The sequence below is a fragment of the Pantoea sp. Cy-640 genome (genome assembly GCF_011752635.1).
GTDB lineage: Bacteria > Pseudomonadota > Gammaproteobacteria > Enterobacterales > Enterobacteriaceae > Pantoea > Pantoea dispersa.
This window is the reverse complement of sequence record NZ_VWXB01000018.1, coordinates 1-12,485: the sequence shown is the minus strand read 5'-3', so window position 1 is coordinate 12,485 and position 12,485 is coordinate 1. Positions and strand designations below refer to the sequence as shown.

Annotated in this window: 14 protein-coding genes; 8 read left to right on the top strand and 6 right to left on the bottom strand. The window is 57.6% G+C overall.

Annotated features, from left to right (window positions below):
* Window positions 1–201: 201 nt before the first annotated feature.
* The gene (gene gmhB, locus F3J36_RS23935) at window positions 202–762 is read right to left on the bottom strand and encodes a D-glycero-beta-D-manno-heptose 1,7-bisphosphate 7-phosphatase (protein WP_058780475.1); all 561 of its coding nucleotides are present in this window, start codon (window positions 760–762) and stop codon (window positions 202–204) included.
* Window positions 763–950: 188 nt separating this feature from the next.
* On the opposite strand from gmhB, the gene metN reads away from it, so the two are divergent.
* The 6 genes from metN (at window position 951) to proS (ending at window position 6,524) form a co-directional block, all read left to right on the top strand.
* On the top strand, window positions 951–1,982 hold the full coding sequence (gene metN, locus F3J36_RS23930) for a methionine ABC transporter ATP-binding protein MetN (protein WP_058759540.1): 1,032 nt from the start codon (window positions 951–953) through the stop codon (window positions 1,980–1,982).
* The gene (locus tag F3J36_RS23925) at window positions 1,975–2,628 is read left to right on the top strand and encodes a methionine ABC transporter permease MetI (protein ID WP_021507464.1); all 654 of its coding nucleotides are present in this window, start codon (window positions 1,975–1,977) and stop codon (window positions 2,626–2,628) included. The genes metN and F3J36_RS23925 overlap by 8 nt, the downstream gene beginning before the upstream one ends.
* 37 nt (window positions 2,629–2,665) lie before the next feature.
* On the top strand, window positions 2,666–3,481 hold the full coding sequence (locus F3J36_RS23920; protein ID WP_166720773.1) for a MetQ/NlpA family lipoprotein: 816 nt from the start codon (window positions 2,666–2,668) through the stop codon (window positions 3,479–3,481).
* A 127-nt stretch (window positions 3,482–3,608) separates the two neighbouring features.
* The gene (rcsF, locus tag F3J36_RS23915; protein ID WP_166720771.1) at window positions 3,609–4,010 is read left to right on the top strand and encodes an Rcs stress response system protein RcsF; all 402 of its coding nucleotides are present in this window, start codon (window positions 3,609–3,611) and stop codon (window positions 4,008–4,010) included.
* On the top strand, window positions 4,007–4,714 hold the full coding sequence (gene tsaA, locus F3J36_RS23910; protein WP_058774790.1) for a tRNA (N6-threonylcarbamoyladenosine(37)-N6)-methyltransferase TrmO: 708 nt from the start codon (window positions 4,007–4,009) through the stop codon (window positions 4,712–4,714). The genes rcsF and tsaA overlap by 4 nt, the downstream gene beginning before the upstream one ends.
* A 91-nt stretch (window positions 4,715–4,805) precedes the next feature.
* Window positions 4,806–6,524 (top strand): proline--tRNA ligase, encoded by a 1,719-nt coding sequence (gene proS, locus F3J36_RS23905; protein WP_058759538.1) that lies wholly within the window; start codon window positions 4,806–4,808, stop codon window positions 6,522–6,524.
* A gap of 32 nt (window positions 6,525–6,556) precedes the next feature.
* Here the strand turns inward: proS and arfB are convergent, their stop codons facing one another.
* Window positions 6,557–6,967 carry an alternative ribosome rescue aminoacyl-tRNA hydrolase ArfB gene (gene arfB / locus F3J36_RS23900; RefSeq protein ID WP_021507469.1) on the bottom strand — a complete coding sequence of 137 codons (411 nt, stop codon included), beginning with the start codon at window positions 6,965–6,967 and terminating at the stop codon, window positions 6,557–6,559.
* 216 nt (window positions 6,968–7,183) lie between these two features.
* Here arfB and F3J36_RS23895 point away from each other — a divergent pair, with 216 nt between their 5' ends.
* Complete coding sequence (locus tag F3J36_RS23895) at window positions 7,184–7,384, top strand: YaeP family protein (protein ID WP_021507470.1); 201 nt, start codon at window positions 7,184–7,186, stop codon at window positions 7,382–7,384.
* Window positions 7,371–7,634 (top strand): Rho-binding antiterminator, encoded by a 264-nt coding sequence (gene rof / locus F3J36_RS23890; protein WP_021507471.1) that lies wholly within the window; start codon window positions 7,371–7,373, stop codon window positions 7,632–7,634. The genes F3J36_RS23895 and rof overlap by 14 nt, the downstream gene beginning before the upstream one ends.
* Window positions 7,635–7,673: 39 nt before the next feature.
* Here rof and F3J36_RS23885 read toward each other — a convergent pair whose 3' ends face one another.
* From F3J36_RS23885 to F3J36_RS23870, 4 genes are all read right to left on the bottom strand, one after another.
* Complete coding sequence (locus F3J36_RS23885; protein ID WP_166720775.1) at window positions 7,674–7,982, bottom strand: cytochrome c; 309 nt, start codon at window positions 7,980–7,982, stop codon at window positions 7,674–7,676.
* 15 nt (window positions 7,983–7,997) lie between these two features.
* The gene (tilS, locus tag F3J36_RS23880; RefSeq protein ID WP_166720769.1) at window positions 7,998–9,296 is read right to left on the bottom strand and encodes a tRNA lysidine(34) synthetase TilS; all 1,299 of its coding nucleotides are present in this window, start codon (window positions 9,294–9,296) and stop codon (window positions 7,998–8,000) included.
* Between the two features lie 54 nt (window positions 9,297–9,350).
* Complete coding sequence (locus tag F3J36_RS23875; protein WP_058770579.1) at window positions 9,351–9,740, bottom strand: VOC family protein; 390 nt, start codon at window positions 9,738–9,740, stop codon at window positions 9,351–9,353.
* 75 nt (window positions 9,741–9,815) lie between these two features.
* Window positions 9,816–11,966, bottom strand: coding sequence for a lysine decarboxylase LdcC (locus F3J36_RS23870; protein WP_104094478.1), 2,151 nt, complete (start codon window positions 11,964–11,966; stop codon window positions 9,816–9,818).
* Between the last annotated feature and the right edge of the window lie 519 nt (window positions 11,967–12,485).

The following is a 12,485-nucleotide window of genomic DNA, read 5'->3' as shown; positions in this document are numbered from 1 at the left end:
TTACGCTTTCCTCCTTCAGAGTCAAACACTTTTTTCAGCGCTTTTCTCCGGCGGGGTGAATCACTTCACGCCCTGCTGAGCCGCCTGCGTTGCCGCTTTGCCGTCTCAGTGGTGGCGCATTATAGGGCGAACTTATGGAAGCGCAAGTGCAAATTTCAACTTTTTTACTGTTCGCTTAAGATTTGTGCAGAAGGCCTGATTTCAGGCCTTTTTCATGCGCGCCGGCAGCTCTGCGAGACTATCAATCACCCAGTCCGCAGCCGCTTCGCCTTCGGCGGTGACCGGCTTACCACTGCGCACCAGCACTTTAGTTCCCACACCGGCCGCCTGCGCTGCCAGCATATCTTCCAGCTTATCGCCCACCATATAAGAAGCTGCCATATCGATGTTCAGGTGTTTCTGCGCCGAAAGCAGCATGCCCGGTTGCGGCTTGCGGCAATCGCAAGTCTGGCGGTACTCCACGACCGTTGCATCAGGCAGATGCGGACAGAAATAGATGCCGTCGAGATCGACATCGCGATCGGCCAGTGACCAGTCCATCCACTCGGTGAGTTGCATAAACTGATCTTCGGTAAACATGCCGCGCGCGATGCCAGACTGGTTAGTTACCAGCACCAGCGCGTAGCCCATCTTCTTTAACGCCTGCAGCGCTTCAATGGTGCCATCAATAAACTGAAAATTGTCGATCTCATGAACATAGCCGTGATCGACATTCAGGGTGCCATCACGATCGAGAAAAATAGCCGGGACTGGGTTCGCCACGTAGAAACTCCTGCTGCAAATAGTGCCGCGCAGTATCGCATGATTGCGCGTACCGTGAGAATGGCAGATTGAATGACTTTGATTGATTTAGCCGTCTGGATGCCTTACCATCCATCCAGATTTCGCCTGCCCCGGCGGCGCGAAGACCGATACACCACGGACAACGCAACACGATAACAATTAAACTAATGATTAAACTCGAAAATATCACCAAAGTGTTCCAGCAGGGTTCACGCACTATTCAGGCGTTGTCAAACGTTAGCCTGCACGTGCCTGCCGGACAAATTTATGGCGTCATCGGTTCATCCGGTGCCGGTAAAAGTACGCTCATCCGCTGCGTCAACCTGCTGGAGCGCCCGACATCCGGTCGCGTACTGGTTGACGGTCAGGATCTCACCGCGCTCTCTTCCGGGCAGTTAACGCTGGCGCGCCGCCAGATTGGCATGATCTTCCAGCACTTCAACCTGATGAACTCCCGCACCGTGTCGGGCAACGTTGCGCTGCCGCTTGAGCTGGGTAACCTGTCACGCGAGGCGATCAAAAAGCGCGTCAGTGAGCTGCTGGAGCTGGTCGGTCTGGCGGACAAACACGACAGCTGGCCGGCGAATCTGTCCGGCGGTCAGAAACAGCGCGTCGCGATTGCCCGTGCGCTGGCCAGCAATCCGAAGGTGCTGCTGTGTGATGAAGCCACCAGCGCGCTTGACCCGGCCACCACCCGCTCGATTCTGGAGCTGCTGAAAGACATCAACCGTCGGCTCGGCATCACTATTCTGCTGATCACCCACGAGATGGATGTGGTGAAACGCATCTGCGATCAGGTAGCGGTGATCAGCAACGGCGAACTGATTGAAAAAGACAGCGTCAGCGAAGTGTTCTCGCACCCGAAAACGCCCCTGGCCCAGCAGTTTATTCAGTCAACGCTGCATCTGGATATTCCGGATGATTACCAGCAGCGCATGCAGGCGAGCGCAGGCAGCGAGAGCGTGCCGCTGCTGCGGCTGGAGTTCACCGGTAAATCGGTGGATGCGCCGCTGCTGTCAGAAGCCGCGCGCCGTTTCAACGTCAATAACAACATTATCAGTGCCCAGATGGATTACGCCGGTGGCGTGAAGTTCGGCATCATGCTGGCCGAAATGGACGGCAGTGAAACAGATACACAAGCCGCTATTGCCTGGCTGAAAGAAAATCATGTGAAAGTAGAGGTGCTGGGTTATGTCTGAAGCGATGCTGTGGTTACTGACGCGTGGCGTCTGGGAAACGCTGATGATGACCTTCGTTTCTGGTTTCTTTGGCTTTGTGCTTGGCCTGCCGGTTGGCGTACTGCTGTACGTCACGCGTCCGGGACAGATTCTGGCCAACACTGCGCTGTATCGCGTGCTGTCAGCCATCGTCAATATTTTCCGTTCTATTCCTTTCATTATCCTGCTGGTGTGGATGATTCCGTTTACCCGCGCCATCGTCGGCACCTCCATTGGTCTGCAGGCGGCCATCGTTCCGCTGACCGTGGGCGCGGCGCCGTTTATCGCCCGTATGGTGGAGAATGCGCTGCTTGAGTTGCCGACCGGACTGATTGAAGCCTCGCGCGCCATGGGTGCCACACCGCTGCAGATCGTGCGTAAGGTGCTGCTGCCGGAAGCGCTGCCAGGGCTGGTGAATGCCGCTACAATTACCCTGATTACGCTGGTGGGCTATTCCGCCATGGGTGGTGCTGTGGGCGCGGGCGGTCTGGGCCAGATTGGCTATCAGTATGGTTACATCGGCTATAACGCCACCGTGATGAATACCGTGCTGATTTTGCTGGTGGTGCTGGTGTATTTAATTCAGTTCTGTGGTGATCGCATCGTGCGTGCGGTGTCACATAAATAAGCAAACAACATCAATAGTCCTCTATTAAGGAAAGGATATGTCTTTCACATTTAAAAAGATTGCCGCTGTGGGTGCTCTGATTGGCGCGATTGCGCTGGCAGGATGCGATCAGAAAGAGAAAGATCCCAACCACATTAAAGTGGGTGTGATTGTCGGGGCTGAACAGCAGGTTGCGGAAACTGCCGTGAAAGTCGCGAAAGAGAAATACGGTCTCGATGTTGAACTGGTTACCTTTAACGATTACGTGCTGCCTAACGAAGCGCTGAGCAAAGGCGATATTGACGTTAACGCCTTCCAGCACAAGCCGTACCTCGATCAGCAGATCAAAGACCGCGGCTACAAACTGGTGCCGGTCGGCAACACCTTCGTTTATCCGATTGCCGGCTACTCGAAAAAAATCAAATCGCTGGATGAGCTGCAGAACGGTGCGCAGATCGCTATCCCGAACGATCCAACCAACCTCGATCGTTCTCTGCTGCTGCTGCAGAAAGTGGGCCTGATCAAACTGAAAGATGGCGTGGGCCTGCTGCCAACCTCACTGGATATCACTGAGAATCCAAAGAACCTGAAGATTGTTGAGCTGGAAGCGCCACAGCTGCCACGTTCACTCGACGATCAGCAGATAGCGCTGGCGGTGATCAACACCACTTACGCCAGCCAGATTGGCCTGACCCCGGCGAAGGACGGCATCTTCGTAGAAGATAAAGACTCGCCGTACGTGAACCTGATCGTTAGCCGCGAAGACAACAAAGACGCGGAGAACGTGAAGAAGTTTGTTGAGGCTTATCAGTCAGACGAAGTGTCTGAAGCCGCCAACAAAATCTTCAACGGCGGCGCAGTGAAAGGCTGGTAATTATCCCTTTCATGCGGTGCAGGGCGGCTTCGGCCGCCCTTTCTATTTCAGCATGTGGCAGCTGACTTGTTATTTCTGGTCGTCCTTGTTTCAATAACGCCACTTTTTATTACATGAGGATGTTGCCATGCGTTTTTTACCGCTCTGCTTGTTGGCATTGATGCTGACCGGGTGCGTGCGTGAATATCACCCAATAAGCAGTGCTCCGTCTCGCCCGCAGCAATCAACCAGCGAACCTCAGCGCAAACCGGCTGCGCGTCCGGCCCCGGTGAAGATCTATACCGATGCGACCGATCTGGTCAGCAATCCGTTCCGCGATCTGGGCGAAGTGTCGGGTGATGATTGCCAGAGCAGCACCCAGGACTCACCGCCGAACCTCAATACCGCGCGTAAACGCCTGCAGATTAAAGCGGCCGGCATGAAAGCCAACGCCGTGCTGCTGCACAAGTGTGAAATTGTCTCCAGCTCACCGGGCTGCTATCGCCAGGCGGTATGCCAGGGTTCCGCGCTGAAAGTCTCCAATCAATGAGTGAATTTGCCTTTGCGCAAATCGGCGTGATCCGGTCGCCGTGGAAAGAGAAATTTGCCGTACCGCGCCAGCCGGGTCTGGTGCAGGACGGCGGTGGCGAACTGCATCTGCTGGCGCCGTACAATCAGCCTGAAGCGGTGCGTGGACTTGAGGCATTCAGCCATTTGTGGGTGCTGTTCGTCTTTCACCAGACCATGGCCGGCGGCTGGCGCCCAACTGTACGCCCGCCGCGCCTCGGCGGTAATGCCCGCATGGGCGTATTTGCCACCCGCTCGACCTTTCGTCCCAATCCTATCGGCATGTCGCTGGTTGAGCTCAAAGGCATCCGCTGCGAGCAGCAACAGGTGATTCTGCAATTAGGCAGCCTCGATTTGGTGGACGGCACTCCTGTGGTGGATATCAAGCCTTACCTGCCCTTCGCCGAAGCGCTGCCTGAGGCGCGCGCGGGATTCGCTCAGAGCGCGCCCGACGCCAGCATGCCGGTGCGTTTCTCCGCGCAGGCGCAGCAGCAGTTGCAACAGCAGCAACGCCACTACCCGCAGCTGGCGCGCTTTATCACTGAAGTGCTGGCGCAGGATCCGCGTCCGGCTTATCGCAAAGGCGAAAGCCCTGGCCGTGAATATGCCGCGTGGCTGCTCGACTTTAATGTGCGCTGGCGCATTGACGCGGCGGGAACCGAGGTGATCGCGCTCGATCCGCGCTAAAACAAGCTTTTGAGTGACGGATCTCGCTGGTACACTAGCCGCCAGCAAATTTTTTGTTCGTATCCTTCCGTACAACTGGAATCGTAAATTAATGCGTACTACTCAATATCTGCTCTCCACCCTAAAGGAGACGCCTTCCGATGCTGAAGTGATCAGCCACCAGCTGATGCTGCGCGCCGGTATGATCCGCAAACTGGCTTCCGGTCTCTATACCTGGCTGCCGACCGGTATTCGCGTGCTGCGAAAAGTTGAAAACATCGTGCGCGAAGAGATGAACAACGCCGGTGCGATTGAGATCTCTATGCCGGTGGTTCAGCCAGCCGATCTGTGGGAAGAGAGCGGTCGCTGGGAGCAGTACGGCCCGGAGCTGCTGCGCATTAAAGACCGCCACGAGCGCCCGTTTGTGCTGGGTCCGACCCATGAAGAAGTGGTCACCGACCTGATCCGCAACGAGCTGAGCTCCTATAAGCAGCTGCCGCTCAACGTCTATCAGATCCAGACCAAATTCCGTGATGAAGTACGCCCGCGTTTTGGCGTGATGCGTTCGCGCGAATTCATCATGAAGGATGCATACTCATTCCACACCTCGCAGGAGTCGCTGCAGGAAACTTACGATGCGATGTACCGCGCCTACAGCCAGAGCTTCAGCCGCATGGGGCTGGATTTCCGCGCCGTGCAGGCCGATACCGGTTCGATTGGCGGCAGCGGCTCGCATGAGTTCCAGGTGCTGGCGCAGAGTGGTGAAGATGATGTGATCTTCTCCAGCGAGTCCGATTACGCGGCCAACATTGAGAAAGCCGAAGCGCTGGCACCTGCCGGTGAGCGCCCGGCGGCAACGCAGGCGCTGACGCAGTTCGCTACGCCAAACGCGAAAACCATCGCCGAGCTGGTCGAACAGCACCAGATCCCGGTAGAAAAAACGGTGAAAACGCTGATCGTGAAAGCCAGCGAAGAGAGCGGTCATTCGCTGGTTGCGCTGCTGTTACGCGGCGACCACGAGCTCAACGAAATCAAAGCCGAGCATCTGGACATCGTGGCCGCGCCACTGGAAATGGGCAGCGAGGAAGAGATTCGCGCCGCCATCGGTGCCGGTTTTGGCTCTCTCGGTCCGGTCGGTCTGACCATCCCGGTGATTGCTGACCGCACTGTGGCAAAAATGAGTGACTTCGCGGCAGGCGCCAACATTGATGGCCAGCACTATGCCGGCATCAACTGGGGTCGCGATCTGCCAGAAGCACGCGTAGAAGATATTCGTAACGTGGTAGAAGGCGATCCGAGCCCGGATGGCAAAGGCGTGCTGATGATTAAGCGCGGCATTGAAGTCGGCCACATCTTCCAGCTCGGCACCAAATATTCGGACGCGATGAAAGCAGCGGTACAGGGTGAAGATGGTCGCAATCAGATCATGACCATGGGCTGCTACGGTATCGGTATCACCCGCGTGGTGGCGGCGGCTATCGAACAGAACCACGACGAGCGCGGGATTATCTGGCCAGCGGCGCTGGCACCGTTCGAAGTGGCGATTCTGCCGATGAACATGCACAAATCCTTCCGCGTGAAAGAGCTGGCGGAACAGCTGTACAACGAGCTGCGCGCCAAAGGCATCGACGTCATTCTTGACGATCGTAAAGAGCGTCCGGGCGTGATGTTCGCCGATATGGAACTGATCGGCGTACCGCACACTATCGTGATTGGCGACCGCAACCTGGATAACCAGGAGATCGAGTACAAAGCCCGCGCCGCCAGCGAGAAGCAGATGATTAAGCAGCACGACATCGTCGACTTCCTCAGCCGCGCACTCAACAAGTAATCCCCTGACGCCTCCTGCCGGAGGCGTTTTTTTTAGCGTAGCTTGCCGCGCAGCGCCTTCACATTGCTGCGTCGTGATTTACCTTCCAGCCGCCGCTCTCTGGACGCCCGCGTCGGGCGCGTCGCGCGGCGCACTTTCTCCACCGTTGTCAGCTCGCGTATCAGGTTGATCAGCCGCTGCAGCGCCGCTTCGCGGTTCATCTCCTGGCTGCGATACTCCTGCGCTTTGATAATCACCACGCCATCGGCGCTGATCAAATGGTGGTTCGCCTCCAGCAGCCGCTGTTTATAAAACGGCGGTAGCGACGAGGCGTGAATATCGAAACGCAGATGGATAGCGGTCGACGTCTTATTGACGTGCTGGCCGCCCGCGCCCTGAGCGCGAATGGCACTGAGCTCCACTTCATTGTCCGCAATTGAAACACTACGTGACAGCACAATCATCTGCCACCTGCCGTTATCAGCGCGGTTGTATCCGGAAATAACCTGTTCATCAACTTAACCTTTTGTGCCCCGCCAGGCTGGCTGAGACCAGTGCTGGCTGTCACTTTTTGCCCTTTCTTTGCCACCTTCCCTGCGCCCCCTGGCTGATTTCCAGCGAACCCCTGTGATATAGTCGCATATCAACCAGAGTATTGATGCTCTGCTGAGGAGGTGTATGTGCAAAAGTATTGTGAGTTAGTTCGCCAGAAGTATGCCGGGATTGGCAGCGGCGACCTGGGGTATGTGCCAGACGCGATCGGATGCGCACTGAAAGCACTCAATGATATTGCCGCTAATTCTGCGCTAAACTCTTCTGTCAGGGAACAGGCAGCGTATGCCGCTGCAAACTTATTGGTGAGCGACTATGTTGACGAATGAAGCCTACAAACCCATCAACTGTGATGACTACGACAACCTCGAGCTCGCCTGTACCAAACACTGGACGCTGTCGCTGGAGCTCAAAAACGGCGACCAGCTGAAAGCGAAAGCCGTGGACATGGTCTCACGTAAAAACGTCGAGTATCTTGCGGTCGACCTCTCCGGTGAAACGCGCGAGCTGCGTCTCGACCACATCGCCAGCTTCAGCCATCCTGAGCTGGGCACCGTTATCGTCAGCGAAGACGAATAATCTCTCCCCGGGCGGGAAAGCTATTCCCGCCCACCTCGCTTAAGGCTGCAGCGAAGCGTAGTACGCCGCTAAATCATCCATATCCTGATCGCTCAACCCGGCCACAAAGGCTTTCATCACCTCTGCCTGACCGCCACTGCGCTCGCCTTTTTTGTAGGCCTGCAGCGAGTGCAGCAGGTAAGGCGCATGCTGCCCGGCCAGATTAGGGTAAAGCGGCACCGCGCTCTTACCTTCCGCGCCATGGCACGCCATACAGCTGGCGGCTTTCTGCGCGCCAGCCTTGACGTCGCCCTGCGCAAACGCCGGCAGCGCAGCAGCCAGTAGCGCCGCGACCATCCACTGTTTCATCATTGCTGTTCCTTTTTAGGGTGTTGACCAGATCGCCTGCCAGCCTTGCGTCTCGCCCGCCGCGCCTGCGCGGGTGACAAACAGCCCCGGCGCGGCAATCAGCGTCTGGTTGTAGTAAATCAACGGAATGCGTTCGCGCTGCCACGGCGGGACGCCCAGCTCCTGCCACAGTTTTTTCATTTCGCGACCACCAGCCCGGCCGACAACATGGTGATAGCCGTGGGCCTGAAAGCGCACAATAACCTGCTCATCCGCCGCCGGCTGGCGCAGTTCCGCCTGCGCCGGGCTGGCGCGCAGTTCACCCAGCCCATCAGGCAAAATTAATGGCTGCGTCAGCGGCTGCCAGGTTAGCGAGTGCTGACTCAGTGAGTGCTGTCGCGGCAGCCAGTAAAGCCGTTCCCGGTAGCGCCGCAGTTCGTGCGCGCCAAAGCGCAGACACGGCTGCGCATCTTCACGGCTGTGCATCACCTCGTCGGTAATGCGCTGCAGCGCGTCGCGCGCGGGCATTGCACCACCGCGTTCGCTAATCCAGCGCCGCAGCAGCGCGTGCCGCCGTGCCTCGCTACAGGCCAGCAGCGGCGGAAAATGCAGTGCGCCCTGGGCATCGGTCAGCTGCGCCAGCTGCTCGCTGAGCAGCTCATCCAGCAGTTGCTCCTGCTCACCGCATAGCGCTGCGCTGCGGGCACTGGCCGCGCTGAAGTGCGGCCAGCGCGCCTGCAGCAGCGGCAGCACGTCCTGGCGCAGGAAATTGCGATCGTAGCGACGGTCAGCGTTGCTCTCATCGTCAATCCAGTCCAGCTGGTGCCCGACAGCGTAAGCTTCCAGCTGCTGACGGCTGAGGTTGAGCAACGGGCGCAGATGCCAGTGGCCGTTAACCTGCCGCTGCTGCGGCATCGCCGCCAGACCCGCCGGACCACTGCCGCGTTTCAGCGCCAGCAGCAGCGTTTCAGCCTGGTCATCGAGGTGCTGAGCAGTAAGTAAGTACTCACCGGGTTGCAGGTGTGTGAATAACGCCTGATAGCGCGCCGTGCGGGCTGCGGCTTCGATACCGCCGGCGCGAGCGTCCACCTGCACGCGCAGCACCTCACAGGGAATGTGCCACTGCTGACACTGCTGCTGGCAGTGCGCCGCCCAGCGATCGGCGTTGGGGCTTAAACCATGATGCACGTGTAATGCGCGCACGTGCAGCTGCGGCTGCTGGCGTTGCCAGTTCACTAACTGATGCAGCAGAACGCTGGAATCGAGCCCGCCGCTGAATGCCAGCACGCAGCGGGCATCGGCTGGCAGCAGCGCAGCAAGATGAGAAAAGGACATGCACGCATTCCGTTGAGGTGAACCGCCGGATTGCGGCTCACTGCGCGCGCTATTTTACGCCTGATACAGCTCCAGCGGCAAACCGTCCGGATCGGGGAAGAAGGTACAGGCTTTACCGGTGAGAGCATCGATGCGGATCGGCTCGCACACCACGCCCTTTTCTGCCAGCGCGGCAACCGACTGTTCGACATCATCCACACAAAACGCCAGATGGCGCAGCCCGCACGCTTCCGGTCCGCTGACGCGCGGCGGCGGCGCAGGAAATGAGAACAGCTCAATGGTATAGACGCCATTAAGGCCAAGATCGCCTTTCCATGAGTCGCGCTCAGCGCGATAGTATTCACCCAGCAGCTCAAAGCCCAGCACGTCGCAGTAAAACGCCTTACTGCGCTGATAATCGGTGGCAATAATGGCGATGTGGTGGATCTGTTTTATCTGCAGCATAGCGGCTCCGAAAGTATTCTGAGCCGCTTAGCCTACGTGCCCGGCGCGGCGCTGAAAAGAGGCAATTATCTGAAGTTAGCGCGCAGGCTCGTCGCGCAGCACGCGCACCAGATAGCGACCGTCGTCGGTGAGCGTGGCACCGTGAATATCCGTTTCAAAGCCGGGATAGTGCCGCCCGATGGTACAGAGCATCAGCAGGAAATCCAGCACCGCCCGGCTCTGTTCGGTAATCATCTCGCCCGGCATCACTAGCGGCACGCCTGGCGGATAAGGCAGGATCATGTTGGCTGAAATCCGCCCGACCAGCTCGCGAATGTCCACGGTTTCCACCTGTCCCTGCACCTGCCGCTGAAACGCCTGGTGCGGCGTCATCTTCATCTCCGGCAGAACGTCAAATGCCCGCAGCATCAGACGCGGCAAATCGTGCTGCAGGATCAGCTGATGAATGCCCTGCGCCAGCGTCTGGATGCGCATATTACGGTAGAAGTCAGGATCTTCAGCATACAGATCCGGCAGCATGTTTTTTACCCGCAGGTTGAGATCGTAGGCGCGTTTGAACTCCGTCAGTCCGCGCAGCACGCTCATCGCTTTGGTTTTATCGATGCCAATGCTGAACAGGAACAGCAAATTGTACGGTCCGGTCTTCTCCACCACGATGCCACGCTGGTCGAGGAATTTCGCCACCAGCGCGGCCGGAATGCCCTCTTCCGCCATCTGGCCCAGTTCGCTCATGCCCGGCGTAAGTATGGTGACTTTGATGGGATCAAGGTACATATGATCGCGATCGGCGTGCGTAAAGCCGTGCCACGCCTCGTCGCCCGGCTGAATCGGCCAGCATTCGGCTTCATCCACCTGCTCCGGCTGCCAGATATCAAAGAACCAGCCGTCAGACTCTTCGCGCAGCCGCTGGATCTCGCGGCGAAAATGCAGCGCGCGCTCCACCGAGCGATTAATCAGCCGCCGGCCCGGATTACCGCGCAGCATCGCCGCCGCGGTCTCAATCGAAGAGACGATCGCGTAGCTCGGCGAGGTGGTGGTGTGCATCATGTAGGCTTCGTTGAAGGTGTCGTGATCGTAATCGCCCTTGATGTGAATCAGCGACGCCTGTGAGAACGCCGCCAGCAGTTTGTGAGTCGACTGGGTTTCATAGATCACTTTGCCGGGGATACGCTCGCCGCTCATGCCGCTTTTGCCGCTGTAGATGGGATGAAAATTGGTGTACGGCACCCAGGCGGAATCGAAATGGATGGACGGCACGTCCAGCGTCTGTTTGATGTATTGCGTGTTATACAGCAGACCGTCGTAGGTTGAGTTGGTGATCACCGCATGCACCGGCCAGCTGGCGCGCGGGGTCGCGTTAACTTTCTGCTGGATGCTGTCGCGGGTGAATTCGCGCTTAGGGATGCCACCCAGGATGCCCAGCGCGTTGCGTGTCGGTTTGAGCCAGATGGGGATGATGTCGCTCATCATCAGCAGATGGGTCAGCGATTTGTGGCAGTTGCGGTCAATCAGTACCGTGCTGCCGGCCGGTGCGGCGTACATTCCGACGATTTTATTTGAAGTCGAGGTGCCGTTGGTGACCATATAGCTCTGCTCAGCGCCAAAGGTGCGCGCCACATACTCTTCTGCTTCGAGGTGCGGACCGGTGTGATCGAGCAGCGAGCCCAGTTCGGTGACCGAGATCGAAACATCCGCTTTCAGCGTGTTGGCGCCGAAGAAATCATAGAACAGGCTGCCGACCGGGCTTTTCTGAAACGCCGTGCCGCCCATGTGGCCCGGCGTGCAGAAGGTGTATTTCCCCTCTTTGACGTAGGTGAACAGCGCTTTGGTCAGCGGCGGCATAATTTTGTCGATGTACTCATCGGTGTACTGCCGGATATGCAGTGCGATATCGTCAGCGGCGTTGAGCGCGTATTCGAAGAAGTGCAGCGCCATGCGCATTTCATTAATGCTGACATCCATCTGCGAATGGGTGTTGATGAAGGCATACAGCGGCAGTGATTCGTTAAGCTGATTGATGTCGCTGCACAGCGCCAGGCTGTAGTCGTCCCAGTCAAATATCACCCCGCAGACGCGCGGGTTGTGTTCAATCAGTTTCAGCAGGTCGCTGGCATTGTTGGGATAAACGGTCTGGAAACCCTGCAGCTTCAGCGCCGCGTCCAGTTCGCGAATCGGTTCATCTTTGTAGAACGCGCCGTGCGGTCCCATGATCGCAATAATATTCAATGCTCACCTCCTGTGGTGTTGTGGCACGGAATAAGGATAGCGAAAAGTGGCGGGTGAATGTTCCGGAATAGCGCCGTTGTTGGCCTGATGTTTGCCAGCGCTGCATCTCAGGTCGCCATGAATGGCGACCCTACAGGATCACTGCCCGGTTTTTCCCAGGGTGCGCATTAATGCGCACCGGTATAAATGCCGCACCTGCGGGGTAACTGCCCGGTTTTATCAGGTCGCCATGAATGGCGCCCCTACAGGAGCACTACCGGCTTTATGTAGGGTGCGCATTAATGCGCACCGGTATAAATGCCGAACCTGCGGGGTAACTGCACGGTTTTTATCAGGTCGCCATGAATGGCGACACTACAGGAGCACTACCGGCTTTATGTAGGGTGCGCATTAAGGTACGACCGGGCACATGGGTAACAGATCAGACCGGGCACACAGGTAACACTTTTTGTGGTCAGTCGATCCGGATAATACGCTTTTCTGCCCGGTCATAATACGCAAGGATGAGCCTGTCGAAGA